General features: G+C 66.8%; 20 protein-coding genes and 5 tRNA genes. All 25 read left to right on the plus strand.

Annotated elements, in window-relative coordinates:
* The first annotated feature begins 112 nt into the window (after nt 1–112).
* Entirely contained in the window at nt 113–1,726 is a 1,614-nt protein-coding gene (locus JHB91_RS13455) for a tetratricopeptide repeat protein (RefSeq protein ID WP_233398701.1), read from the plus strand.
* Nucleotides 1,723–2,373 carry a lipoprotein insertase outer membrane protein LolB gene (lolB, locus tag JHB91_RS13460; RefSeq protein ID WP_199473227.1) on the plus strand — a complete coding sequence of 217 codons (651 nt, stop codon included), beginning with the start codon at nt 1,723–1,725 and terminating at the stop codon, nt 2,371–2,373. Before JHB91_RS13455 ends, lolB begins: the two co-directional genes overlap by 4 nt.
* Nucleotides 2,370–3,272, plus strand: a complete 903-nt coding sequence (ispE, locus tag JHB91_RS13465; RefSeq protein WP_199473228.1) for a 4-(cytidine 5'-diphospho)-2-C-methyl-D-erythritol kinase — start codon at nt 2,370–2,372, stop codon at nt 3,270–3,272. The genes lolB and ispE overlap by 4 nt, the downstream gene beginning before the upstream one ends.
* Nucleotides 3,235–3,311, plus strand: a tRNA-Gln gene (locus JHB91_RS13470). Before ispE ends, JHB91_RS13470 begins: the two co-directional genes overlap by 38 nt.
* Nucleotides 3,312–3,348: 37 nt before the next feature.
* Nucleotides 3,349–4,311, plus strand: coding sequence for a ribose-phosphate diphosphokinase (locus JHB91_RS13475; protein WP_199373278.1), 963 nt, complete (start codon nt 3,349–3,351; stop codon nt 4,309–4,311).
* Nucleotides 4,312–4,420: 109 nt separating this feature from the next.
* The gene (locus tag JHB91_RS13480) at nt 4,421–5,071 is read left to right on the plus strand and encodes a 50S ribosomal protein L25/general stress protein Ctc (protein WP_199373277.1); all 651 of its coding nucleotides are present in this window, start codon (nt 4,421–4,423) and stop codon (nt 5,069–5,071) included.
* A 51-nt stretch (nt 5,072–5,122) separates the two neighbouring features.
* A complete protein-coding gene (gene pth / locus JHB91_RS13485; RefSeq protein ID WP_199473261.1) occupies nt 5,123–5,719 on the plus strand; it encodes an aminoacyl-tRNA hydrolase in 597 nt (198 codons plus the stop codon).
* Nucleotides 5,720–5,815: 96 nt separating this feature from the next.
* Nucleotides 5,816–6,907, plus strand: coding sequence for a redox-regulated ATPase YchF (gene ychF, locus JHB91_RS13490; RefSeq protein ID WP_199473229.1), 1,092 nt, complete (start codon nt 5,816–5,818; stop codon nt 6,905–6,907).
* 113 nt (nt 6,908–7,020) lie between these two features.
* Nucleotides 7,021–7,106: transfer RNA gene (locus tag JHB91_RS13495), tRNA-Tyr, on the plus strand.
* 15 nt (nt 7,107–7,121) lie between these two features.
* A tRNA-Gly gene (locus tag JHB91_RS13500) sits at nt 7,122–7,195 on the plus strand.
* Between the two features lie 44 nt (nt 7,196–7,239).
* Nucleotides 7,240–7,315: transfer RNA gene (locus JHB91_RS13505), tRNA-Thr, on the plus strand.
* 60 nt (nt 7,316–7,375) lie between these two features.
* Nucleotides 7,376–8,566 carry an elongation factor Tu gene (gene tuf, locus JHB91_RS13510; protein ID WP_182825364.1) on the plus strand — a complete coding sequence of 397 codons (1,191 nt, stop codon included), beginning with the start codon at nt 7,376–7,378 and terminating at the stop codon, nt 8,564–8,566.
* Between the two features lie 101 nt (nt 8,567–8,667).
* A tRNA-Trp gene (locus JHB91_RS13515) sits at nt 8,668–8,743 on the plus strand.
* Between the two features lie 24 nt (nt 8,744–8,767).
* Complete coding sequence (gene secE / locus JHB91_RS13520; protein ID WP_199373199.1) at nt 8,768–9,151, plus strand: preprotein translocase subunit SecE; 384 nt, start codon at nt 8,768–8,770, stop codon at nt 9,149–9,151.
* Nucleotides 9,152–9,171: 20 nt separating this feature from the next.
* Nucleotides 9,172–9,744 (plus strand): transcription termination/antitermination protein NusG, encoded by a 573-nt coding sequence (gene nusG / locus JHB91_RS13525; protein ID WP_233348053.1) that lies wholly within the window; start codon nt 9,172–9,174, stop codon nt 9,742–9,744.
* 186 nt (nt 9,745–9,930) lie between these two features.
* A complete protein-coding gene (gene rplK / locus JHB91_RS13530; protein ID WP_199373198.1) occupies nt 9,931–10,359 on the plus strand; it encodes a 50S ribosomal protein L11 in 429 nt (142 codons plus the stop codon).
* Between the two features lie 4 nt (nt 10,360–10,363).
* Complete coding sequence (gene rplA, locus JHB91_RS13535; protein WP_199473230.1) at nt 10,364–11,062, plus strand: 50S ribosomal protein L1; 699 nt, start codon at nt 10,364–10,366, stop codon at nt 11,060–11,062.
* Nucleotides 11,063–11,407: 345 nt separating this feature from the next.
* Nucleotides 11,408–11,932, plus strand: a complete 525-nt coding sequence (rplJ, locus tag JHB91_RS13540) for a 50S ribosomal protein L10 (RefSeq protein WP_199373196.1) — start codon at nt 11,408–11,410, stop codon at nt 11,930–11,932.
* Nucleotides 11,933–12,001: 69 nt separating this feature from the next.
* Nucleotides 12,002–12,373, plus strand: a complete 372-nt coding sequence (gene rplL, locus JHB91_RS13545; protein WP_199373195.1) for a 50S ribosomal protein L7/L12 — start codon at nt 12,002–12,004, stop codon at nt 12,371–12,373.
* A gap of 228 nt (nt 12,374–12,601) precedes the next feature.
* Nucleotides 12,602–16,756, plus strand: coding sequence for a DNA-directed RNA polymerase subunit beta (rpoB, locus tag JHB91_RS13550; RefSeq protein WP_199373194.1), 4,155 nt, complete (start codon nt 12,602–12,604; stop codon nt 16,754–16,756).
* Between the two features lie 88 nt (nt 16,757–16,844).
* Entirely contained in the window at nt 16,845–21,095 is a 4,251-nt protein-coding gene (rpoC, locus tag JHB91_RS13555) for a DNA-directed RNA polymerase subunit beta' (RefSeq protein WP_199373193.1), read from the plus strand.
* Nucleotides 21,096–21,435: 340 nt separating this feature from the next.
* A complete protein-coding gene (gene rpsL, locus JHB91_RS13560) occupies nt 21,436–21,810 on the plus strand; it encodes a 30S ribosomal protein S12 (protein WP_182825358.1) in 375 nt (124 codons plus the stop codon).
* A gap of 54 nt (nt 21,811–21,864) precedes the next feature.
* Entirely contained in the window at nt 21,865–22,332 is a 468-nt protein-coding gene (gene rpsG / locus JHB91_RS13565; RefSeq protein WP_182825360.1) for a 30S ribosomal protein S7, read from the plus strand.
* 144 nt (nt 22,333–22,476) lie between these two features.
* On the plus strand, nt 22,477–24,567 hold the full coding sequence (gene fusA, locus JHB91_RS13570; protein ID WP_199373192.1) for an elongation factor G: 2,091 nt from the start codon (nt 22,477–22,479) through the stop codon (nt 24,565–24,567).
* A gap of 51 nt (nt 24,568–24,618) precedes the next feature.
* Nucleotides 24,619–25,634: elongation factor Tu (gene tuf, locus JHB91_RS13575; protein ID WP_199473231.1), on the plus strand; the 1,016-nt coding region annotated here is incomplete at its 3' end.

Raw genomic sequence — 25,634 nt, forward strand, 5'->3', positions numbered from 1 at the left:
TTTTACGTCGCCGGCAGCCTCCGCGTCCGCGACCGGCGTTCGCCACCTCCCGCGCGGTCGTTCGCGGCGCCCCCGCGCGGCGCTGGCCGCCGTCCTGCTGCTCTTTTGCGCCATGGCCGCCCAGGCGCGGGACCGCGTCGCCCGCGACCCGCTCGAGGCGGTGATTGCCGCGGAATTCGCGGTTTCGGCCGGTCGCCTGGACGAAGGCACGGCGTGGTACCTGGAGGCGGCGCGTGCGCTGCCCGAAGACGCCGAACTCGCGGCCCGCGCCACCCGCTATGCGTTGATGGGGCGCGACGACGCCGCGCTCGGCGAGGCCCTCGGCCTGTGGCGCCAGCGCGCCCCGGAGTCGGTGGGCATGAAGGGCGCGGCCGCCACGCTGGCGTTGCGCACCGGCAAGGGCCGCGCCGCCCGGAGCGAGCTCGAGTCGCTGCTGCGCGAAGACGGCCGCGAAGGCCTGCTCACCGCGATGTCGGTGCTCGGCACCGGCAGCAGTGACCAGGCGCTGTCGGCCAAGGTGCTCGGCCAGCTGTTCGATCGCGACGCGATCCCGCGCGAATCGCTGGCGCTCGCCAGCGCCGGCGAGCTTGCGCTGGGGCTGGGCGACCAGGCCTTGTTCGAACGCATCGACGGCGTCGCCCGCGTGGCGTTCCCCGACGACCCGCTCACCGCCCTGGTCCGCAGCCGCCACCTCCACCAGACCGGCCGCAGCGAGGAGGCGAAGGCAGTGCTGGACGAGCTCGCGGCACAGCCCGGGGTCACAGCGCATCCGCGCATGCGCGAGAACATCGCCCTGGCCTACGCCGAGGTCGGCGCCCCGGCAGCCGGCGCGGCGCTGCTGGAAGACGGCCCTCCGGAACTCCGCTGGCTGGCGCTGCGCGCGTCCCTGCTGGCGCAGGCCGAGGACAAGGAGGGGTTGGGGCGGCTGTACGACGTCCTCAAGACCGATGCCGAGGCACCCAATCCACCGCGTCGCCTGCTGCTCGGCCAGCTCGCCGAGTACCTCGAGCTGCCGACCGAGGCGCTCGACTGGTACCGCAGCGTGCCGGGCGGCGAGCAGCGCTGGCTGGCGCGGCTGCGCATTCCCAAGGTGCTGCACGACCTCGACAAGGACGACGAGGCCTACGCGGAGCTCTCGCGCCTGCAGCAGGATGGCGACGCCGACGGCGAATACCGCCGCGACGCCTACGTGATGGAGGCGGAGCTGCGCCGCGAGGATGGTGGTGGCGACGCCGAGCTCGATGCGTACGCGCGTGGGCTGGCCGCGTTCGTCGATGACCCCGCGCTGCTCTACGCGCGCGCCCTGATGTGGGAGCGGCGCGACGATATCGCCCGCGCCGAGGCCGACCTGCGCCGCATCCTGGTGGCCGATCCGGACAGCACGGCCGCGCTGAACGCCTTGGGCTACACGCTCGCCGACCGCACCACCCGCTATGACGAGGCGCTCGAGCTGATCGAGCGCGCGCGCGTCGCCGAGCCGGGCAACGCCGCGATCATCGACAGCTACGGTTGGGTGCTCTACCGCCTGGGCCGCAACGAGGAAGCGCTGGTCGAGCTGCGCCGCGCCTATGTACTCGAGAAGGACGCGGAGATCGCCGCGCACCTGGGCGAAGTGCTCTGGGTGCTGGGCCGCCATGAGGAGGCGCGTCGTTACCTCGAGGAAGCGCGCGCGATCGATCCGGACAACCGCGCCCTCAAGCGCGCGCTGGAAAAGACCGCGTCATGAGGCCGGCGAGGGTCCTGCTGGCGCTTGCCGCCGCGGCCGTGCTGGCCGCGTGCGCGACCCGCGGGCCTGCATCCGCGCCGTTGCCCGTGCTGGCGCCTGCGGCCGTGGCGGCGGCCATGGATGGCCAGGTGGCGCGCGAGGCGCAGCTGGCCGCGCTGCCGGCGTGGACCCTGACGGGGCGCGCGGCCATCACCCGTGACGGCAAGGGCGGCAGTGGCCGCATCGACTGGCGCCAGGATGGCGCCCTCTATCGCGTCGAGCTGTCCGCGCCCGTGACCCGACAGGGCTGGCGGCTCTCCGCGGATGATGCCGGCGCGCGCCTGGAAGGGCTTGAAGGAGGGACCCGTGAAGGGCCGGACGGCGGCGCGCTGCTGTACGAGGCCACCGGGCTGGAAGTGCCGATGGCCGCCCTGGGCGCCTGGCTGCGGGGGGCGCGCGCCGATGAGGGTCGCCACGGGCCCGCGACGCTCGCGTTCGGCGGCGACCTGCTGCCGGCGCGGCTGGAGCAGGACGGCTGGGTCATCGATTTCCGCGCCTGGCACGCGGGCGATGCGGCCACGCCGCCGCTGCCGCGGCGCATCGAAGCGCGCCGCGGCGGAGCCGACGTGCGCCTGGTTGTCGACCAGTGGGGCGGGATGTCGCCATGACGGTCGTCGGGGACTGGTCGGCCTGGCCGGCACCGGCCAAGCTCAACCTGTTCCTGCGCATCACCGGCCGCCGCGCCGACGGCTACCACAGCCTGCAGACCGTGTTCCGGCTGCTGGACTGGGGCGACACCGTGCATCTGCGGCCGCGCGCCGACGGCCGGATCGTGCGCTGCGGGACGGATCTTGCGGCCGTCCCGGAATCCGCGGACCTGAGCCTACGCGCGGCGGAAGTTCTGCAAAAAGCATCCAAATGTGCACTTGGTGCCGATATCCGCGTCGAAAAACGCATTCCCGCCGGCGGAGGCTTCGGCGGCGGGTCATCCGACGCGGCGACCGTGCTGGTGGCCCTGGACGCGCTCTGGGGGCTTCACCTGGGTCGGGACGCGCTGGCAGCGCTCGGAGTCGGCCTCGGCGCCGACGTTCCGGTGTTCGTGCATGGCGAGAACGCCTGGGCCGAAGGCGTCGGCGAGCGCCTGGCGCCGGTGGCGCTGCCGCCGGCCTGGTACCTGCTGGTCGACCCCGGCGTGCACGCGGGGACCGCCGCGCTGTTCCAGGCCCCTGAATTGACGAGGGATGCCGCCGCCGCGACAATAGCGGACTTCGCTTCAAGTGTTCCGCTCGGCAATGCGTTCGAGCCGGTGCTGCGTCGCCTCGAACCGGCCGTGGAGGCTGTATTCCAGGTACTTTCGCGCGTCGGCACGCCACGGCTTACCGGGACGGGTAGCGGCTGTTTCGTCGAGTTCGCAGACCGCGCGCTCGCCGAGGCTGCGCTCGCCGGATTGCCGCCAGGCCTCGTGGCCTGGGTGGTGCCCGGTGCCGCGCGGTCGCCGCTGCTGGATGCACTTGCGGCGTGGCCTCTGCAGGGGCGTCGCCAAGAGGCCCAAGGCACCAGGTTTTGATCCTGGCATTCGTAGGTTCGAATCCTACCGCCCCTGCCATTTCCCACTCGAAACCTGCGTGCAGCGGAGACGTCCCGTGAAAAAGGAAGATGGCAACCTGCTGATCTTCTCCGGCAATGCCAACCGCCCGCTCGCCCAGGCCGTGTGTCGCGAGCTCGGCGTGCGCCCCGGCAAGGCGCTGGTGTCGACCTTCTCCGATGGCGAAGTGCAGGTCGAGATCGAGGAAAACGTGCGCCGCCAGGACGTGTTCGTGGTGCAGTCCACCTGCGCCCCGACCGCCGAGCATTTCATGGAGCTGATGGCGCTGATCGACGCGCTCAAGCGCGCCTCCACCGCCAGCATCACCGCCGTGGTGCCGTATTTCGGCTACGCCCGCCAGGACCGCCGCATGCGCTCGTCGCGGGTGCCGATCACCGCCAAGCTCGCCGCCAAGATGTTCACCGTGGCCGGTGCCGACGGACTGCTCACGATCGACCTGCACGCCGACCAGATCCAGGGCTTCTTCGACATCCCGGTCGACAACGTCTACGCCTCGCCGCTGCTGCTGGCCGATATCTGGCGCGCGCACGGCACCGACAACATGGTCGTGGTCAGCCCCGATGTCGGCGGCGTGGTGCGCGCCCGCGCGCTGGCCAAGCGCCTGGATGACGCGGATCTCGCGATCATCGACAAGCGCCGCCCGAAGGCCAACGTCGCCACGGTGATGAACATCATCGGCGACGTGCAGGGCAAGACCTGCGTGCTGGTGGACGACATCGTCGACACCGCGGGCACGCTGTGCGCCGCCGCCGCTGCGCTGAAGGCGCAGGGCGCCACCAAGGTGGTCGCCTACTGCACGCATCCGGTGCTCTCGGGCGCGGCGATCGACAACCTGAACCGCTCCCAGCTCGACGAGCTGGTGGTCACTGATACCATTCCGCTTTCCGATGCCGCCCGCGCCTGCGGCCGCATCCGCCAGCTCAGCGTGGCCGAGCTGCTGGCAGAAACCATCCGCCGCATCGCCTTCGGCGAGTCGGTGAGTTCCCTCTACGTGGACTGAGGCGGCGCTGCCGCCCCGGTCCCGGTCGTGTTCCAACCGGCTCCCCTGGTCGCGGGGGAGTCAACATTTCCGCCGCGAGGCGGGCCAACCAAGCAAACGAGTACATCCAATGACACAGCACAAGATTTCGGCAGTCGGCCGCAAGGACGAGGGGAAGGGTGCGAGCCGCCGCCTGCGTCGCGCGGGCAGCCTGCCGGCCATCATCTACGGTGGCGACGCCGCTCCCATGAGCATCCAGCTCGAGCAGGAAAAGACCTGGGTTGCCAGCCAGCACGAGTGGTTCTACTCGTCGATCCTCGACCTCGACGTCGACGGCAAGATCGAGCGCGTGCTGCTGCGTGACATGCAGCGCCACCCGTTCAAGCAGCAGATCATGCACATCGACTTCCAGCGCGTGAACGAGAACGAGGCGATCCGCTTCAACGTTCCGCTGCACCTGGTCAACGCCGACACCTCGGTGGCCGGCAAGACCGCGGGCGTCGTGCTCACCCAGGAGCTCAACGAGATCGAAGTCAGCTGCCTGCCGGGCAAGCTGCCGGAGTTCATCGAGGTCGACTTGGCCAACATGCAGGTCGGCGACACCGTGCACCTGTCGGACGTCGTGTTCCCCGAGGGCGTCACGCCCGCGCAGAAGATCGACGAAGGCCACAACCCGGCCGTGGCCGTCGCGCGCCATGTCCGCGAGGAAGTGGAAGCCGACGTCGAGGCCGGCGCCGAAGTGCCTGCCGCCAAGCAGGAACAGCCGGGCAAGGAAGGCTGACCGCGTTCCACCGGTGCATCCCCAGCGGATGCGCCGGTGGGCAGCGCCGCGATGGACGGGCTTCGACTCATTGTCGGGCTGGGTAATCCCGGCCCCGACCACGCGCGGGACCGGCACAACGCCGGGTTCCGCTTTGTCGACGCCCTTGCGGAGCGGGACGGCGCGCGCTTCAAGGTTGACGGCAAGCTCTTTGGCGAGACCGCCAGGGTGCAGGTCGGTGGCCGCGACGTGTGGCTGCTGAAACCGGCCACCTTCATGAACCTGAGCGGCAAATCGGTGCTGGCCGCGCTGCAGTTCTGGAAGATCGAGCCGGAGCAGGCGCTGCTTGCCCATGACGAGCTTGACCTGCCGCCGGGCACCGCGCGCCTGAAGTTCGATGGTGGCCACGGCGGCCAGAACGGCCTGCGTGACACCATGCGCCTGCTCGGGCATGGCCGGTTCCACCGCCTGCGCATTGGCATCGGCCATCCCGGCCACAAGGACCGCGTGACCGGCTGGGTGCTGGGCCGCGCCACGGGGGCGGACGACATCCTCATCGGACGCGCCATCGATGACGCGATCGACGTGCTGCCGCTGGCGGTCGCCGGCGACGTCAACGAGGCGATGAAGCGGCTGCACACCGCGGCGCCGGCAGGCGCGGACGGCTGACGGCCGGCCACATCACGCATTGCCGAGACGCGATGCGGGAGCCTCCAGCCGCAACGGCCGGTGGCTCCCGCCTCCCGTTTCACGAGTCCCGGATCCATGGGCATCAAATGCGGCATCGTCGGCCTGCCCAACGTCGGCAAGTCGACCCTGTTCAACGCGCTCACCAAGGCGGGCATCGCCGCGGCCAATTTTCCGTTTTGCACCATCGAGCCCAACGTCGGCGTGGTGCCGGTGCCGGATCCGCGCCTGAATGCGCTGTCGGAGATCGTCAAGCCGCAGAAGTGCATCCCGACCGCGGTCGAGTTCGTCGACATCGCGGGCCTGGTGGCTGGCGCGGCCAGCGGTGAGGGCCTGGGCAACAAGTTCCTGGCGCATATCCGCGAGGTCGACGCGATCTGCCACGTGGTGCGCTGCTTCGAGAACCCGGACGTGATCCACGTCAACAACAAGGTCGACCCGATCGCCGACATCGAGACCATCGATACCGAGCTGGCGCTGGCCGACCTGGAATCGGTCGAAAAGGCCCTGCAGCGCGCCGAGCGCTCGGCGAAGACCGGTGACAAGGACGCCAAGGTGCGCGTGGAAGTGCTGTCCCGGGTGCGCGAGGCGCTCGACAGCGGCAAGCCGGCGCGCGCACTGGCGCTGACCGAGGACGATCACGTCGCCATCCGCGACCTGTTCCTGCTGACGCTCAAGCCGGTGATGTACGTGGCCAACGTGCTCGAGGACGGCTTCACCGACAACCCCCACCTGGATGCGGTCCGCGCGCGCGCGGCCGGCGAGGGCGCCGAGGTGGTTCCGGTCTCGGCGGCGATCGAGGAGGAGCTGTCGCAGCTCGAGGACGAGGACCGCGACGCGTTCCTGACCGACCTCGGGCTCGAGGAGCCTGGCCTGAACCGTGTCATCCGCGCGGCCTACACCTTGCTGGGCCTGCAGACCTACTTCACGGCGGGGGTCAAGGAAGTCCGCGCCTGGACGGTCAAGGGTGGCTCGACCGCCCCGCAGGCCGCCGCGGTGATCCACACCGACTTCGAGAAGGGCTTCATCCGCGCCGAGACCATCGGCTACGACGACTTCATCAAGTACAAGGGCGAAGCCGGGGCGCGCGAAGCCGGCCGCCTGCGCCTGGAAGGCAAGGAATACCGGGTCCGCGAGGGCGACGTGCTGCATTTCCGCTTCAACGTCTGACCGCGGACGGCGGGCCGGCGTGTTCTTCTTTCGGGAAAAACACGCGCAGGCGTTGACAGCAGGATTGGGGGGCGTCAAAATCGCGGGCTGTTTTCACCGGTTCATTACTTGCCGGAGGGATACCCAAGCGGCCAACGGGGGCAGACTGTAAATCTGCTGGCTTACGCCTTCGGTGGTTCGAATCCACCTCCCTCCACCAAGTGCGGTTCCCGGCGCGGGAGTAGTTCAACGGTAGAACCTCAGCCTTCCAAGCTGATGGTGCGGGTTCGATTCCCGTCTCCCGCTCCACCGCGGGCCTGCCATTGCAATCCAGGCGCCAGGACACAATTTACGCTCACGTAGCTCAGTCGGTAGAGCACCTCCTTGGTAAGGAGGAGGTCGATGGTTCGATTCCATTCGTGAGCACCATGTTCAAGGCCGCGGCCACCGCGCGGCACTCCATCCAACAGTTCAGCGAGATACGCAATCATGGCCAAGGGTAAGTTCGAGCGCACCAAGCCCCACGTGAACGTGGGCACGATCGGTCACGTCGACCACGGCAAGACGACGCTGACGGCGGCGCTGACGAAGATCGGTGCGGAACGCTTCGGCGGCGAATTCCACGCCTACGACGCGATCGACAAGGCGCCGGAAGAGAAGGCGCGCGGCATCACCATCTCGACCTCGCACGTCGAGTACGAATCGCCGAACCGCCATTACGCGCACGTCGATTGCCCGGGTCACGCCGACTACGTCAAGAACATGATCACCGGTGCCGCGCAGATGGACGGCGCGATCCTGGTGTGCTCGGCCGCCGACGGCCCGATGCCGCAGACGCGCGAGCACATCCTGCTGGCGCGCCAGGTGGGCGTGCCGTACATCGTGGTGTTCCTGAACAAGGCCGACATGGTCGACGACGCCGAGCTGATGGAGCTCGTCGAGATGGAAGTGCGCGAGCTGCTGTCGAAGTACGACTTCCCCGGCGATGACACCCCGATCATCCAGGGTTCGGCGCTGAAGGCGCTGGAAGGCGACCAGTCGGACATCGGCGTGCCGGCGATCGTGAAGCTGGTCGAGGCGCTGGACACCTGGATCCCGGAGCCCGAGCGCGACGTGGACAAGCCGTTCCTGATGCCGGTCGAGGACGTGTTCTCGATCTCGGGCCGCGGCACGGTGGTGACCGGTCGCATCGAGCGCGGCATCATCAAGGTGGGCGAGGAAATCGAGATCGTCGGCATCCGTCCGACCGTCAAGACGACCGTCACCGGCGTCGAGATGTTCCGCAAGCTGCTCGACCAGGGGCAGGCGGGCGACAACGCCGGCCTGCTGCTGCGCGGCACCAAGCGTGACGACGTGGAGCGCGGCCAGGTGCTGTGCAAGCCGGGTTCGATCAAGCCGCACACCGAGTTCGAAGCCGAGGTGTACGTGCTGTCGAAGGACGAGGGCGGCCGCCACACGCCGTTCTTCAAGGGCTACCGCCCGCAGTTCTACTTCCGCACCACCGACATCACTGGCGCCTGCGAGCTGCCGGAAGGTGTCGAGATGGTGATGCCGGGCGACAACGTGAAGATGGTGGTCACGCTGATCAACCCGGTGGCGATGGACGACGGCCTGCGCTTCGCGATCCGCGAAGGTGGCCGTACGGTCGGCGCCGGCGTGGTGGCCAAGATCATCAAGTAAGCAGTCGTATCCCGGCGGCCTTGGCCGCCGTGATACGTGCCGGGGCGAGTCGGTGACGGCTCGCCGTTGGCGTCTAAGGAAGTCCGATTTTTACGATTTACACGCCAGTAGCTCAATTGGCAGAGCAGCGGTCTCCAAAACCGCAGGTTGGGGGTTCGAGTCCCTCCTGGCGTGCCATGCCGCAACGAGGGCAGTAACGACTTGAACAGCAGGGTCGATCATTCGCGGAACCAGTCTTCGGCTGGCGATGTGGCCAAGTACGTCATTGCCGGGCTTCTGGTCGTTGCCGGGCTGGTGGCGTTCTACTGGTTTGACGGGCAGTGGCCCACCCCGCTGCGCGTGCTGGCGGTCGTCGCTGGCGTCGCCGCCGGCCTGGTGGTGTTCCTGACCAGCGCCAAGGGCCTGCAGTTGCGGGAGTTCCTGTCGGAGGCCCGCTTCGAGCTGCGCAAGGTGGTCTGGCCGACGCGCCAGGAGGCCATGCGCATGACGTGGGTGGTCATGCTGGTGGTGGTCATCATCAGCCTGCTGCTCGCCGGGTTCGACCTGGTCATCCAGTGGGTCATCCGCCTGCTGCTTGGCAATTGAATAAAGGCTGTCTAAGTCATATGGAAACCGAGCTCATCAAGCGCTGGTACGTGGTCCACGCCTATTCCGGCTTCGAGAAGTCGGTGGCCCAGGCGCTGCGTGACCGCATTGCCCGCCTTGAGATGGAAGAGAAGTTCGGCGACGTGATGGTGCCGACCGAGGAAGTGATCGAGATGCGCGCCGGCCAGAAGCGTCGCTCCGAGCGCAAGTTCTTCCCCGGCTACGTGCTCGTGCAGATCGCCACCCACGACGAGGGCGGCATCCCGCGCATCGACAGCGAAAGCTGGCACCTGGTCAAGGAAACCCCCAAGGTCATGGGCTTCATCGGCGGAACCGCCGCCAATCCGCTGCCGATCCGCGACGACGAGGCCGATGCCATCCTCGCCCGCGTTCAGGAAGGCGTGGAGAAGCCGCGCCCGAAGGTGCTGTTCGAGGCCGGCCAGATGGTCCGCGTCACAGACGGCCCGTTCAACGACTTCAACGGCGTGGTCGAGGAAGTCAACTACGAGAAGAGCCGGCTGCGCGTGGCGGTGCTGATTTTCGGACGCTCCACCCCGGTCGAGCTCGAGTTCGGGCAGGTCGAAAAGGCCTGATCGCCGGCCGCGTGCCGCAAGCCCCGGGAGCTGCTATAGTATGCGGCTTCCTGCCCGCCACTGGCGGGCAAACGCACTGGCCGCCGGATGGGCGGCCTTTCGCGCACCAGACAACGCGATGCCGGGACGCGTGCGTATTCCCGGCCCGATGGGGAGCCTGAACGGCGTTCGCACCCGGAGAGCAACATGGCAAAGAAAGTAGTCGGTTACATCAAACTGCAGGTCAAGGCAGGCCAGGCGAATCCGTCGCCGCCCGTCGGCCCGGCCCTGGGCCAGCGCGGCCTGAACATCATGGAATTCTGCAAGGCGTTCAATGCCGCCACGCAGAAGCTCGAGCCGGGTCTCCCGACTCCCGTGATCATCACCGCGTACTCGGACCGCACGTTCACCTTCATCACCAAGAGCACCCCGGCTGCCGTGCTGCTCAAGAAGGCGGCTGGCGTGACCACGGGTTCCAAGCGCCCGAACACCGAGAAGGTGGGCAAGGTGACCCGCGCGCAGATCGAAGAGATCGCCAAGGCGAAGGAAGCCGACCTGACGGCGGCCGATCTGGAAGCAGCAGTACGCACCATCACGGGTTCCGCCCGTTCGATGGGCTTGTCGGTGGAGGGCTGAGACCATGGCAGAGACCAAGCGACAGAAGGCGGCCAAGGCGGCAGTCGTCCCGGGCAAGAGCTACCCGATCGATGAAGCCCTGAAGATCGTCAAGGACAACAGCAAGTCCAAGTTCGTCGAGGCCGTGGACGTTGCCGTCCGCCTCGGCGTGGACGCGCGCAAGTCGGACCAGCAGGTGCGCGGTTCCACCGTGCTGCCGGGCGGTACCGGCAAGAGCGTGCGCGTGGCGGTGTTCGCCCCGGCGGGCGCCAAGGCCGACGAGGCCCTGGCTGCCGGTGCCGACGCGGTCGGCATGGACGACCTGGCCGAGAAGATGCAGGCCGGCGACCTCAGCTATGACGTCGTCATCGCCACCCCGGATGCGATGCGCGTTGTCGGCAAGCTCGGCACGCTGCTCGGTCCGCGTGGCCTGATGCCCAACCCCAAGGTCGGCACGGTGTCCCTGAACCCGGGCGAAGCCGTGAAGAACGCGAAGGGCGGCCAGGTGCGTTACCGCACCGACAAGGCCGGCATCATCCACTGCACCATCGGCAAGGCCGACTTCGAGTCGGACCGCCTGAAGGAAAACCTGCAGGCGCTGCTGGCCGACCTGGTGAAGGCCAAGCCGGCCACCGCCAAGGGCCAGTACCTGCAGAAGATTTCGGTGAGCTCCACCATGGGCCCGGGCGTCGCGGTCGACGCGTCGACGCTCTCGCTCAAGTAATCAGCAAGTTTTGAGGGCATCGCCAAGGGCTCAGGCCCGAAGCGGAGCCGTCAAAGACCGCAGGCGCGGCCTGCGTGGCAACGACGACGGGCAAGGATGCTCGAACTGGCATGGAATCGCCGTCGTTGCCCGCGCAGGGCGCTTAATCCTCGAACCGCGTGAGCGGGAACGGGCCTGCGCAGATGGTTGCCGACCCTCCTCAGAATCAATGTTTCACGATCTGCTGGAAAACGGCCACCACCGGAATGCCGCTTGCGGCGTTCCCGGCGCCAAGGGACTGGCGTCGCCCCAGTACCGTCCGGGCGAGGATTCGCCAGGGCGGAATTCGATGTACGGAGGAGTGCAATGGCTCTCAATCTGAACCAGAAGAAGGAAGTCGTTGCCGAACTGGCCGAGGTCGCCTCCAAGGCGCACTCGCTGGTTGCCGCGGAGTACGCGGGTCTGACGGTCGAGCAATTGACCAACATGCGGAAGAAAGCGCGCGTGGAAGGCGTGTTCTTGAAGGTAGCCAAGAACACTCTGGTCTCGCGTGCGGTGGAGGATACCGATTACGCCGTCGTCAAGGACGAGCTGACCGGTCCGCTGCTGTTTGCTTTCTCGCAGGAAGACCCCGGCGCCGCAGGACGCCTGATCAAGGAGTTCGCCAAGGCGAACGACAAGCTGAAGCCGCGCCTGGTGGCGATGGGCGGACAGATGTACCCGGGGTCCCATGTGGACGTCCTGGCTGCACTGCCGACCCGCGACCAGGCACTGTCGATGCTGCTCAGCGTCATGGTCCAGCCCGCCACCATGCTGGTGCGCGTACTGGCCGAGCCGGCCACGCAGGTTGCCCGCGCCACGAGCGCGGTTGGCCAGCAAAAGGCGGCTTGAGGCACCCAATCGTTCGGTCACGACAACTGACCCCAGACGTTTTCCAACTTAGATAACAGAGGTATCGAGATGTCCCTTTCCAACGAGCAGATCATCGAAGCGATCAGCAGCAAGACCCTCATCGAGGTGATGGAGCTGGTCAAGGCGATGGAAGAGAAGTTCGGCGTGTCCGCCGCCGCCCCGGTGGCCGCTGCCGCCGGTCCGGCCGCCGCCGCCGCCCCGGTCGAAGAGCAGACCGAGTTCACCGTGACCCTGAAGTCGCCTGGCGACAAGAAGGTCGAAGTGATCAAGGTGGTCCGCGCGATCACCGGCCTTGGCCTGAAGGAAGCGAAGGATCTGACCGAAGCCGGTGGCGTGGTCAAGGACAGCGCTTCGAAGGACGAAGCCGAGAAGATCAAGAAGGATCTGGAAGCGGCCGGCGCCACGGTCGAAGTCAAGTAAGCGTTGTTGCGTCGCCTGCGTGATGGGCGACCACCGGGGCTGGGGGCGTAAGCCCCCGGCCTTCGGCCGTTGTAGCAAGTAAAAAACCCCGACATCGAGTCGGTAGTTGGAAGTAGCAGCAGAAGGCGTGCTGGTGCCGGCAATACCAGCGACTTCCAACTGGCGATTCACTTCGATTCCCCCTGGGGCGCGGACGCGCGCCCCGCAGATGCCAAAGGCGGTAGCCCCATGACGACGTATTCGTTCACCGAGAAAAAGCGCATCCGCAAGGACTTCGGCAAGCGCCGTTCGATCCTCGAGGTCCCGTTCCTGCTCGCCATCCAGGTCGACTCGTACCGCGAGTTCCTGCAGGCCGACGTGGATCCGGCCCGCCGCGACGACCGCGGCCTCCATGCCGCGCTGAAGTCGGTGTTCCCGATCGTCAGCTACAACGGTTACGCAGCGCTGGAGTATGTCGGCTACAAGCTCGGCAGCCCGGTGTTCGACGAGCGCGAGTGCCGCAACCGCGGCCTCAGCTACGGCGCCCCGCTGCGCGTGACCGTGCGCCTGGTGATCTACGACCGCGAGTCGTCGAACAAGGCCATCAAGTACGTGAAGGAGCAGGAGGTCTACATGGGCGAGATCCCGCTCATGACCGACAACGGCACCTTCATCGTCAATGGCACCGAGCGCGTCATCGTCTCGCAGCTGCACCGCTCGCCGGGCGTGTTCTTCGACCACGACCGTGGCAAGACGCACAGCTCGGGCAAGCTGTTGTACAGCGCCCGCATCATCCCGTACCGCGGTTCGTGGCTCGACTTCGAGTTCGACCCGAAGGACGCGCTGTTCACCCGCATCGACCGCCGTCGCAAGCTGCCGGTGTCCGTGCTGCTGCGCGCGCTCGGCTACAACAACGAAGAAATGCTCAACGAGTTCTTCGAGATCAACACGTTCCACATCGATCCCGAAGAGGGCGTGCAGCTGGCGCTGGTCGCCGACCGCCTGCGCGGCGAAACGCTCGATTTCGACCTCGCCGACGGCGACCGCGTCATCGTCGAAGCGGGCAAGCGCATCACCGCGCGCCACGTCAAGCAGCTCACCGACTCGGGCATCGAAGCCCTGGCCGTGCCGGACAGCTACCTGGTCGGCCGCATCCTGTCGCATGACGTGATCGATGCCGCCACCGGCGAGCTGATCGCCAGCGCCAACGACGAGATCACCGACGAGATGCTGGAAGGCCTGCGCAAGGCCGGCGTCGAAGCGGTGGGCACCATCTGGGTCAACGACCTGGACCGTGGCCCGTACATGTCCAACACGCTGCGCATCGACGGCACCAAGACCCAGCTCGAAGCGCTGGTCGAGATCTACCGCATGATGCGTCCCGGCGAGCCGCCGACCAAGGACGCTGCGCAGAACCTGTTCCACAACCTGTTCTTCACGTTCGAGCGCTACGACCTGTCGTCGGTCGGCCGCATGAAGTTCAATCGCCGCATCGGCCGCAAGGAAACCACCGGCGCGCCGGTGCTGTACGACGCGCGCTACTTCGCCGAGCGCAAGGACGAGGACTCGGTCCGCCTGCGCGAGCAGTTCGGCGACATGTCCGACATCCTCGACGTGGTCAAGGTGCTCACCGAGATCCGCAACGGTCGCGGCACGGTCGATGACATCGACCACCTCGGCAACCGTCGCGTGCGTTCGGTCGGTGAAATGGCCGAGAACGTGTTCCGCGTCGGCCTGGTGCGCGTCGAGCGCGCCGTGCGCGAGCGCCTGACGATGGCCGAGAACGATGGCCTGACCCCGCAGGAACTGATCAACGCCAAGCCGGTTGCGGCAGCGGTGAAGGAGTTCTTCGGTTCGTCGCAGCTGTCGCAGTTCATGGACCAGAACAACCCGCTGTCCGAGGTCACCCACAAGCGCCGCGTGTCGGCACTTGGTCCGGGCGGCCTGACGCGCGAGCGCGCCGGCTTCGAGGTGCGCGACGTGCACCCGACGCATTACGGCCGCGTCTGCACGATCGAAACCCCTGAAGGCCCGAACATCGGCCTGATCAACTCGCTGGCCGTGTTCGCGCGCACCAACCACTACGGCTTCCTCGAGACTCCGTACCGCAAGGTCGTGGACGGCAAGGTCACCGACGACGTCGAGTACCTGTCGGCGATCGAGGAGAACGAGTACGTCATCGCCCAGGTGAGCGCACCGCAGGACGAGAACGGCGTGCTGACGGCGCAGTTCGTCGCCTGCCGCTTCCAGGGCGAGAACCTGCTCAAGCCGCCGAGCGAGATCCACTACATGGACGTCTCGCCGATGCAGACCGTGTCGGTCGCGGCGGCGCTGGTGCCGTTCCTGGAGCACGACGACGCGAACCGCGCGTTGATGGGCGCCAACATGCAGCGCCAGGCCGTGCCCACGCTGCGCAGCCAGAAGCCGCTGGTCGGCACCGGCATCGAGCGCGCGGTGGCGCGCGACTCGGGCGTGACGGTGAACGCGCGCCGTGGCGGCGTGATCGAGCAGATCGACGCCGGCCGCATCGTGGTCAAGGTCAACGAGGACGAGATTTCAGGCGAGACCGATGCCGGCGTCGACATCTACAACCTGATCAAGTACACGCGCTCCAACCAGAACACCTGCATCAACCAGACCCCGCTGGTCAACGTTGGCGACGTGGTCGCCCGCGGCGACGTGCTGGCCGACGGTCCTTCGACCGACATCGGCGAGCTCGCGCTCGGCCAGAACATGCTGGTCGCGTTCATGCCGTGGAACGGCTACAACTTCGAGGACTCGATCCTGCTCTCCGAGCGCGTGGTCGAGGAGGATCGCTACACCACGATCCATATCGAAGAGCTCACCGCGGTCGCGCGTGACACCAAGCTCGGGCCGGAGGAGATCTCCGCCGACATCCCGAACGTCTCCGAGCAGGCGCTGAACCGCCTCGACGAGTCGGGCGTGGTGTACATCGGCGCCGAGGTGCGTGCCGGCGACATCCTGGTCGGCAAGGTCACGCCGAAGGGCGAGAGCCAGCTGACCCCGGAAGAGAAGCTGCTGCGCGCGATCTTCGGCGAGAAGGCGTCCGACGTTAAGGACAGCTCGCTGCGCGTGCCGCCGGGCATGGACGGCACCGTCATTGACGTGCAGGTCTTCACCCGCGACGGCATCGAGAAGGACAAGCGCGCGCGCCAGATTGAGGAAAACGAGATCAAGAGCGTCAAGAAGGACTTTGACGATCAGTTCCGCATCCTCGAGGGCGCGATCTACGCGCGCCTGCGCGACCAGCTGCTGGGCAAGGTCGCCAATGGCGGCCCGGGCGTGAAGAAGGGCGACACCGTCTCCTCGCTGGTGCTCGACGGCATCCGCAAGGCCGAGTGGCTGCAGCTGCGCATGAAGGACGACGACGCGGCCGACGCGATCGAGCGCGCGCAGAAGCAGCTCGAGGTCCACGAGAAGGAGTTCGAGCGCCGCTTCCAGGACAAGCGCGGCAAGATCACCCAGGGTGACGACCTCGCCCCGGGCGTGCTGAAGATGGTCAAGGTCTACCTGGCCGTGAAGCGCCGCATCCAGCCGGGCGACAAGATGGCCGGCCGCCACGGCAACAAGGGTGTCGTCTCGACAATCGTGCCGGTGCAGGACATGCCGTACATGGCCGATGGCCAGACCGTCGACATCGTGCTGAACCCGCTGGGCGTGCCGAGCCGAATGAACATCGGCCAGATCCTCGAAGTCCACCTCGGCTGGGCCGCGAAGGGCCTGGGCCAGAAGATCGACCGCATGCTGCAGGCGCAGGCCAAGATCACCGAGCTGCGCAAGTTCCTCGACCAGATCTACAACCACGACGACAAGCTGCACGGCCAGCGCGTCGACCTCAAGCAGTTCAGCGACGAGGAACTGCTGGCGTTGGCGCACAACCTGACCGACGGCGTGCCGATGGCCACCCCGGTGTTCGACGGTGCCGACGAGTCCGAGATCAAGGCGATGCTGACGCTGGCCGACCTGCCGACCAACGGCCAGGCGCAGCTGTTCGACGGCCGCACCGGCGACGCGTTCGAGCGCAAGGTCACGGTGGGCTACATGCACATGCTGAAGCTCAACCACCTGGTCGACGACAAGATGCACGCGCGTTCCACCGGTCCGTACTCGCTCGTCACCCAGCAGCCGCTGGGCGGCAAGGCGCAGTTCGGCGGCCAGCGCTTCGGCGAGATGGAGGTCTGGGCGCTGGAGGCCTACGGCGCGGCGTACACGCTGCAGGAGATGCTGACGGTCAAGTCGGACGACGTGCAGGGCCGCAACCAGATGTACAAGAACATCGTCGACGGCGAACACGAGATGGTCGCGGGCATGCCCGAGTCCTTCAACGTGCTGGTCAAGGAAATCCGCTCGCTCGCGATCAACATGGAGCTGGAAGAGAACTGAGGACGCAGCCGGGGCAGGGCGCGCACGACGCGCCCCGCACCCGCAAGCACCGCAGCCCCGTCCTCGATTCCCGATCCCGGAGAAACACATGAAAGACCTTCTGAACCTGTTCAACCAGCAGCGCCCGGCGCTCGACTTCGACGCGATCAAGATCGCGCTCGCCTCCCCCGACCTGATCCGCTCGTGGTCGTTCGGCGAGGTCAAGAAGCCCGAGACCATCAACTACCGCACCTTCAAGCCGGAGCGTGACGGCCTGTTCTGCTCGGCCATCTTCGGCCCGATCAAGGACTACGAGTGCCTGTGCGGCAAGTACAAGCGCATGAAGCACCGCGGCGTGGTGTGCGAGAAGTGCGGCACGGAAGTGACGCTGGCCAAGGTGCGCCGCGAGCGCATGGGCCACATCGACCTGGCCAGCCCGACCGCGCACATCTGGTTCCTCAAGTCGCTGCCGTCGCGCATCGGCCTGATGCTGGACATGACGTTGCGTGACATCGAACGCATCCTCTACTTCGAGGCGTTCGTGGTCACCGAGCCGGGCCTGACTCCGATGGAGCGTGGCCAGCTGCTCAACGAAGAGCAGTACATGCAGATGCGCCAGGAGCACGGCGACGACTTCGACGCCGCCATGGGCGCCGAAGCCGTGTTCGACCTGCTGCGCACGATCGACCTGCAGGCGCAGATGGTGCAGCTGCGCGAAGACATCGCCGCCACCGGTTCCGAGACCAAGCTCAAGCGCCTCACCAAGCGCATCAAGCTGGTCGAGGCCTTCCTCGAGTCGGGCAACCGCCCCGAGTGGATGGTGATGACCGTGCTGCCGGTGCTGCCGCCGGACCTGCGTCCGCTGGTGCCGCTGGACGGTGGCCGCTTCGCGACCTCCGACCTCAACGACCTGTACCGCCGCGTCATCAACCGCAACAACCGCCTGCGTCGCCTGCTGGAGCTCAACGCGCCCGACATCATCGTGCGCAACGAGAAGCGCATGCTGCAGGAATCGGTTGACGCGCTGATGGACAACGGCCGTCGCGGCCGCGCCATCACCGGCACCAACAAGCGCCCGCTCAAGTCGCTCGCCGACATGATCAAGGGCAAGCAGGGTCGCTTCCGCCAGAACCTGCTCGGCAAGCGCGTCGACTACTCCGGCCGTTCGGTCATCGTGGTCGGCCCGTACCTGAAGCTGCACCAGTGCGGCCTGCCGAAGAAGATGGCGCTCGAGCTGTTCAAGCCCTTCATCTTCGCCAAGCTGCAGCGCCGTGGCCTGGCCACCACCATCAAGGCCGCCAAGAAGCTCGTCGAGCGCGAAGAAGCCGAGGTGTGGGACATCCTCGAAGAGGTGATCCGCGAGCATCCGGTGCTGCTGAACCGCGCGCCGACGCTGCACCGCCTGGGCATCCAGGCGTTCGAGCCGGTGCTGATCGAGGGCAAGGCCATCCAGCTGCACCCGCTGGTCTGCACCGCGTTCAACGCCGACTTCGACGGTGACCAGATGGCCGTCCACGTGCCGCTCTCGCTGGAAGCCCAGCTGGAAGCGCGTGCGCTGATGATGTCGTCCAACAACATCCTGTCGCCGGCCAACGGCGAGCCGATCATCGTGCCGTCGCAGGACGTCGTGCTGGGCCTGTACTACATGACCCGCGCCCTGGAGAACACCCCGGGCGAGGGCATGGCGTTCGCCAACGTGTCCGAGGTCAAGCGCGCCTATGACGCCAAGGTCGCCGGCCTGCATGCCAAGGTGAAGGTGCGCATCACCGAGACCGTGATCGACGAAGAAGGTGGCCGCAAGACCGGCACCTCGATCGTGGAGACCACGGTGGGCCGCGCGTTGCTGGCGGAGATCCTGCCGGAGGGCCTGCCGTTCTCGCTGGCCAACACCGAGCTGAACAAGAAGAACATCAGCCGCCTGATCAACACCTGCTACCGCATGCTCGGCCTGAAGGACACGGTCGTGTTCGCCGACCGCCTGATGTACACCGGCTTCGCGTACGCCACGCGCGCCGGCGTCTCCATCGGCATCGACGACATGATCATCCCGCCGGAGAAGAAGGGCATCCTGGCCGAGGCCGAGGGCGAGGTGCTGGAAATCCAGCAGCAGTACCAGTCGGGCCTGGTCACCGCGGGCGAGCGCTACAACAAGGTCGTCGACATCTGGTCGCGCACGAACGAGCGCGTGGCCAAGGCGATGATGGAAGCCATCGGCACCGAGACCGTGACCAACGCCAAGGGCGAGCAGGTCCCGCAGAAGTCGATGAACTCCGTGTACATCATGGCCGACTCCGGCGCGCGTGGTTCGCAGGCGCAGATCCGCCAGCTGGCCGGCATGCGCGGCCTGATGGCCAAGCCCGACGGCTCGATCATCGAGACCCCGATCACCTCGAACTTCCGCGAGGGCCTGAACGTCCAGCAGTACTTCATCTCGACCCACGGCGCCCGCAAGGGCCTCGCGGATACCGCGCTGAAGACCGCGAACTCCGGCTACCTGACCCGTCGCCTGGTCGACGTGGCGCAGGACGTGGTGATCACCGAGACCGATTGCGGCACGCGCGATGGCCTGACCATGACCCCGATCGTGGAAGGCGGCGACGTGGTCGAACCGCTGAAGGATCGCGTGCTGGGCCGCGTGGTTGCCGAGGACGTGTTCCTGCCGGGCAATGACGACGAGCCGGTGGTGACCCGCAATACGCTGCTCGACGAAGCCTGGGTGCAGAAGCTCGAGGACGACGGCGTGCAGACCATCCAGGTCCGCTCCACCATCACCTGCGAGTCGTCCTTCGGCGTTTGCGCGCTGTGCTACGGCCGCGATCTCGGTCGCGGACACCAGGTGAACCATGGCGAGGCGGTCGGCGTGGTCGCCGCGCAGTCCATCGGCGAGCCCGGCACGCAGCTGACGATGCGTACGTTCCACATCGGCGGCGCGGCTTCGCGTGCGGCGGCGATCGACAACGTCACCGTCAAGACCACCGGCTCGGTGAAGTTCAACAACATCAAGTCGGTCCAGCACGGCAACGGCCACCTGGTGGCGGTGTCGCGCTCCGGCGAGCTGTCGATCCTCGACGCCCATGGCCGCGAGCGCGAGCGCTACAAGCTCCCGTACGGCGCGACCATCCACGTCAAGGACGCGCAGGCGGTCAAGGCCGGGCAGACGGTCGCCAACTGGGACCCGCATAACCACCCGATCGTGTCGGAAGTGAAGGGCGTGATGCGCTTCGTCGACTTCATCGACGGCGTGACGGTGATCGAGAAGACCGACGACCTGACCGGCCTCGCCTCGCGCGAGATCACCGATCCGAAGCGTCGCGGCTCGCAGGGCAAGGACCTGCGCCCGATCATCCGCATCGTAGACGAGAAGACCGGCAAGGACCTGAGCATCCCCAACACCGACCTGCCGGCGCAGTACATGCTGCCGCCGCGCTCGATCGTCAACATGCAGGACGGCGCGTCCGTCGGCGTGGGCGACGTGGTGGCGAAGATCCCGCAGGAAGCGTCGAAGACCCGCGACATCACCGGCGGCCTGCCGCGCGTGGCCGACCTGTTCGAAGCCCGCAAGCCCAAGGACCCGGCGATCCTCGCCGAGAAGTCGGGCGTGGTGAGCTTCGGCAAGGACACCAAGGGCAAGCAGCGCCTGATCATCAAGGGTGCCGATGGTGACGATCACGAGGAGCTGATCCCGAAGTACCGCCAGATCATCGTGTTCGAAGGCGAGCACGTCGAGAAGGGCGAGACCGTGGTGGACGGCGAGCCGAGCCCGCAGGACATCCTGCGCCTGAAGGGCGTCGAGGAACTTGCGTCGTACCTGACCAAGGAAATCCAGGACGTCTACCGCCTGCAGGGCGTGAAGATCAACGACAAGCACATCGAAGTGATCGTCCGCCAGATGCTGCGCAAGGTGGAGATCACCGACGCCGGTGACAGCCGTTTCCTTAATGGCGAGCAGGCCGAGCGCCAGCGCGTGATCGAGGACAACATCAAGCTGAATGCCAAGGGCGAGCTGCCGGTGCGTTACGACCCGGTGCTGCTGGGTATCACCAAGGCGTCGCTTGCGACCGAGTCGTTCATCTCCGCCGCGTCGTTCCAGGAGACCACCCGCGTGTTGACCGAGGCCGCTGTACGCGGCACCCGTGACAGCCTGCGTGGCCTGAAGGAGAACGTCATCGTCGGGCGCCTTATCCCGGCGGGCACCGGCTTGGCGTACCATACGCAGCGCCGCAAGAATGCCTCCGGCCTGACCGACTCCGAAATGGATGCGCTGTCCGGGGTCTCCGTGGCAGAAGTTGCCGCGGAGCCTGCAGTGATGATCGAAGCCCCGGCCGCCGCGGAAGCGGCGGGCGAGGGCGACGAAGGCTGATACAAAGTTAGTGACGGCCCCACGGGGCCGTCCCAGATCCCGAAATGAGGTGCCATGGAGGCGCTTCGTGTTCGGCCCAGGATGGGCGGGAAAGAGATCGCGGCCATGGCTGCGCCCAGGTTGGGGTGCGCATGGCGGGTCGTATGCTGCGTTGACGCTGGTCGTCGGCGCACGCTATACTTTTCCGTCTGGCAGGCTGGATCATTCCGCCTGCCTTTGTTTTCGCGCACGGGACCTGGACCGTGCGGCCGGCACGGGCCTCGGTCCGCGCCACCAGAGCCGGGCCCAGGCCCGCCACACACACCGCGGGCCCCGTGCCCAGAGCAAAGACCCGAGACCGATGGCAACAATCAACCAGCTTGTGCGCAAGTCGCGCAGCCCGGAAACCTACAAGAGCAACTCGCCCGCCCTGGAGAACTGTCCCCAGCGTCGCGGCGTGTGCACGCGCGTCTACACCACCACCCCGAAGAAGCCGAACTCGGCCCTGCGCAAGGTTGCCAAGGTGCGCCTGACCAACGGTTACGAGGTGATCTCCTACATCGGTGGCGAAGGCCACAACCTGCAGGAGCACTCCGTGGTGCTGATCCGCGGCGGTCGCGTCAAGGACCTCCCGGGCGTGCGTTACCACACCGTGCGTGGCTCGCTCGACGCCGCCGGCGTCACCAAGCGCAAGCAGGCGCGTTCGAAGTACGGCGCGAAGCGTCCGAAGGCCTGAGCCTCCGGCTGTTGACGCACCGTCGAACCAGATACTGACAAAGGCACAAGAACAATGTCGCGTAAAGGAAACACCCCGCAGCGCTCGGTGCTGCCCGACCCGAAGCACGGGAGCGAGACCATCGCCCGCTTCATCAACATGGTCATGTACAGCGGCAAGAAGTCCGTCGCCGAAAAGATCGTCTACGGCGCCATGGACGTGATCGGTGAAAAGACTCCGAACCCGCTCGAAGTCGTCGAAAAGGCGCTCGGCAACATTTCGCCTTCGGTCGAAGTGAAGTCGCGTCGCGTCGGCGGTGCCACGTACCAGGTGCCGGTCGAAGTGCGCCAGTCGCGGCGCATGGCGCTGGCGATGCGCTGGCTGATCGACTCCGCGCGCAAGCGTGGCGAGAACACCATGCCGCGCAAGCTTGCGGCCGAACTGATCGACGCCTCCGAGAACCGCGGCGGCGCCATCAAGAAGCGCGAGGAAACCCATCGCATGGCGGAGGCGAACAAGGCGTTCGCACACTACCGCTGGTAATGGCACCCGGGCGGCGCGCACCTCGCGCCGCCGGCGACGGCCCCGCCGGCGCCAGTACATCGCAGTAGCCGGGTGCCGCCTTCTGGCGGCATTCGGCCATCCGGAAACTTCTCCGCTCAGCGGACAAAAAATAGAGAGACCGCCGTGGCTCGCACCACTCCCATCGAACGCTACCGCAACTTCGGCATCATGGCCCACATCGATGCCGGCAAGACCACCACGTCCGAGCGCATCCTGTTTTACACGGGTGTCAGCCACAAGCTGGGCGAAGTGCACGACGGCGCCGCCACCATGGACTGGATGGAGCAGGAGCAGGAGCGCGGCATCACGATCCAGTCTGCGGCCACCACCGCGTTCTGGTCCGGCATGGACAAGTCGCTGCCGCAGCACCGCTTCAACATCATCGATACCCCCGGGCACGTCGACTTCACGATCGAAGTCGAGCGCAGCCTGCGCGTGCTCGATGGTGCCGTGTTCGTGCTGTGCGCCGTTGGCGGCGTGCAGCCGCAGTCGGAAACCGTCTGGCGCCAGGCCAACAAGTACCACGTGCCGCGCATGGCGTTCGTCAACAAGATGGACCGCACCGGCGCCAACTTCGACAAGGTCGTCGAGCAGCTGAAGTCGCGCCTGGGCGCGAGCCCGGTGCCGATGCAGGTGCCGGTCGGCGCCGAGGACGGCTTCGAGGGCGTCATCGACCTGCTGAAGATGAAGGCGGTCCATTGGGATACCGCGTCGCAGGGCATGGTGTTCGAGTACAAGGAGATTCCCGCGCACCTGGCCGACAAGGCCGTCGAGGCGCGCGCGTTCATGGTGGAGTCGGCGGCCGAGGCCACCGAGGAGCTGATGGACAAGTACCTCGAGGGTGGCGAGCTCACCGAGGACGAGATCGTTGCGGGCCTGCGTCTGCGCACCCTGAACGTCGAGATCGTGCCGGTGTACTGCGGCACCGCGTTCAAGAACAAGGGCGTGCAGGCCATGCTTGACGGCGTGATCCAGTTGCTGCCGTCGCCCGTCGACCGGCCGCCGGTCCAGGGCATTGACGACCGCGACCAGCCGGACACCCGCGTGTCCGACGACAAGGCGCCGTTCTCGGCGCTGGCGTTCAAGATCATGACCGACCCGTTCGTCGGTTCGCTGACCTTCTTCCGCGTGTACTCGGGCGTGCTCAACGCCGGCGACCAGGTGTTCAACCCGGTCAAGAGCCGCAAGGAACGCATCGGCCGCCTGTTGCAGATGCACTCCAACGATCGCCAGGAAATCAAGCAGGTGTGCGCGGGCGACATCGCGGCGGCCGTCGGCCTGAAGGACGTGACCACCGGCGACACGCTGTGCGCGCAGGACCACATCATCACGCTGGAACGCATGATCTTCCCGGAGCCCGTCATCTCGATGGCGGTCGAGCCGAAGACCAAGTCCGACCAGGAGAAGATGGGCCTCGCGCTTGGTCGCCTGGCGCAGGAGGATCCGTCGTTCCGCGTGCGTACCGACGAGGAATCCGGCCAGACGATCATCGCCGGCATGGGTGAGCTGCACCTGGACATCCTCGTGGACCGCATGAAGCGCGAGTTCAACGTCGAGGCCAACGTCGGCAAGCCGCAGGTTGCCTACCGCGAGACCATCCGCAAGACGGTCAAGTCGGAAGGCAAGTTCGTCCGCCAGTCGGGCGGCAAGGGCCAGTTCGGCCACGTGTGGCTGGAAATCTCGCCGCAGGAAGCCGGCGTGGGCTACGTGTTCGAGAACGCGATCGTCGGCGGCGTGGTGCCGAAGGAATACATCCCGGCCGTCGACAAGGGCATCCAGGAAGCAATGGCCAACGGCCTGCTTGCCGGCTACCCGATCGTCGACATCAAGGTGAAGCTGATCGACGGCTCGTACCACGAAGTCGACTCCTCGGAAATGGCGTTCAAGATCGCCGGCTCCATGGGCTTCAAGGAAGGTTTCCACAAGGCCGGTCCGGTCCTGCTGGAGCCGATCATGAAGGTCGAGATCGTGTCGCCGGAGGATTACATCGGTGACGTGATGGGCGACGTCAGCCGTCGTCGCGGCATCCTGCAGGGCCAGGACGACAGCCCGTCGGGCAAGATCGTCAACGCGATGATCCCGCTGGGCGAGATGTTCGGCTACGCGACCAGCCTGCGTTCGATGTCCCAGGGCCGCGCGACGTTCACGATGGAGTTCGACCATTACGCCGACGCGCCGACCAACATCGTCGACGAAGTCGTCAAGAAGAAGTAAGCGGCCGCGGCAACGCGGTCCCTTCCAACAACTTTCTGAGAGTGAAGAATCATGGCCAAGGGTAAGTTCGAGCGCACCAAGCCCCACGTGAACGTGGGCACGATCGGTCACGTCGACCACGGCAAGACGACGCTGACGGCGGCGCTGACGAAGATCGGTGCGGAACGCTTCGGCGGCGAATTCCACGCCTACGACGCGATCGACAAGGCGCCGGAAGAGAAGGCGCGCGGCATCACCATCTCGACCTCGCACGTCGAGTACGAATCGCCGAACCGCCATTACGCGCACGTCGATTGCCCGGGTCACGCCGACTACGTCAAGAACATGATCACCGGTGCCGCGCAGATGGACGGCGCGATCCTGGTGTGCTCGGCCGCCGACGGCCCGATGCCGCAGACGCGCGAGCACATCCTGCTGGCGCGCCAGGTGGGCGTGCCGTACATCGTGGTGTTCCTGAACAAGGCCGACATGGTCGACGACGCCGAGCTGATGGAGCTCGTCGAGATGGAAGTGCGCGAGCTGCTGTCGAAGTACGACTTCCCCGGCGATGACACCCCGATCATCCAGGGTTCGGCGCTGAAGGCGCTGGAAGGCGACCAGTCGGACATCGGCGTGCCGGCGATCGTGAAGCTGGTCGAGGCGCTGGACACCTGGATCCCGGAGCCCGAGCGCGACGTGGACAAGCCGTTCCTGATGCCGGTCGAGGACGTGTTCTCGATCTCGGGCCGCGGCACGGTGGTGACCGGTCGCATCGAGCGCGGCATCATCAAGGTGGGCGAGGAAATCGAGATCGTCGGCATCCGTCCGACCGTCAAGACGACCGTCACCGGCGTCGAGATGTTCCGCAAGCTGCTCGACCAGGGGCAGGCGGGCGACAACGCCGGCCTGCTGCTGCGCGGCACCAAGCGTGACGACGTGGAGCGCGGCCAGGTGCTGTGCAAGCCGGGTTCGATCAAGCCGCACACCGAGTTCGAAGCCGAGGTGTACGTGCTGTCGAAGGACGAGGGCGGCCGCCACACGCCGTTCTTCAAGGGCTACCGCCCGCAGTTCTACTTCCGCACCACCGA

Source organism: Luteimonas sp. MC1828 (assembly GCF_016461615.1).
Classification (GTDB): Bacteria; Pseudomonadota; Gammaproteobacteria; order Xanthomonadales; family Xanthomonadaceae; genus Luteimonas.

Bases quoted from the DNA above. Each gene is read 5' to 3' on its own strand.
- rpoC (WP_199373193.1), top strand. From the start codon at position 16,845: ATGAAAGACCTTCTGAACCTGTTCAACCAGCAGCGCCCGGCGCTCGAC.
- rplA (WP_199473230.1), top strand. From the start codon at position 10,364: ATGGCAGAGACCAAGCGACAGAAGGCGGCCAAGGCGGCAGTCGTCCCG.
- nusG (WP_233348053.1), top strand. From the start codon at position 9,172: ATGGAAACCGAGCTCATCAAGCGCTGGTACGTGGTCCACGCCTATTCC.
- pth (WP_199473261.1), top strand. From the start codon at position 5,123: ATGGACGGGCTTCGACTCATTGTCGGGCTGGGTAATCCCGGCCCCGAC.
- tuf (WP_182825364.1), top strand. From the start codon at position 7,376: ATGGCCAAGGGTAAGTTCGAGCGCACCAAGCCCCACGTGAACGTGGGC.
- JHB91_RS13480 (WP_199373277.1), top strand. From the start codon at position 4,421: ATGACACAGCACAAGATTTCGGCAGTCGGCCGCAAGGACGAGGGGAAG.
- rpsG (WP_182825360.1), top strand. From the start codon at position 21,865: ATGTCGCGTAAAGGAAACACCCCGCAGCGCTCGGTGCTGCCCGACCCG.
- ychF (WP_199473229.1), top strand. From the start codon at position 5,816: ATGGGCATCAAATGCGGCATCGTCGGCCTGCCCAACGTCGGCAAGTCG.
- rplJ (WP_199373196.1), top strand. From the start codon at position 11,408: ATGGCTCTCAATCTGAACCAGAAGAAGGAAGTCGTTGCCGAACTGGCC.
- rpoB (WP_199373194.1), top strand. From the start codon at position 12,602: ATGACGACGTATTCGTTCACCGAGAAAAAGCGCATCCGCAAGGACTTC.
- rplK (WP_199373198.1), top strand. From the start codon at position 9,931: ATGGCAAAGAAAGTAGTCGGTTACATCAAACTGCAGGTCAAGGCAGGC.
- rpsL (WP_182825358.1), top strand. From the start codon at position 21,436: ATGGCAACAATCAACCAGCTTGTGCGCAAGTCGCGCAGCCCGGAAACC.
- JHB91_RS13455 (WP_233398701.1), top strand. From the start codon at position 113: ATGGCCGCCCAGGCGCGGGACCGCGTCGCCCGCGACCCGCTCGAGGCG.
- lolB (WP_199473227.1), top strand. From the start codon at position 1,723: ATGAGGCCGGCGAGGGTCCTGCTGGCGCTTGCCGCCGCGGCCGTGCTG.
- ispE (WP_199473228.1), top strand. From the start codon at position 2,370: ATGACGGTCGTCGGGGACTGGTCGGCCTGGCCGGCACCGGCCAAGCTC.
- rplL (WP_199373195.1), top strand. From the start codon at position 12,002: ATGTCCCTTTCCAACGAGCAGATCATCGAAGCGATCAGCAGCAAGACC.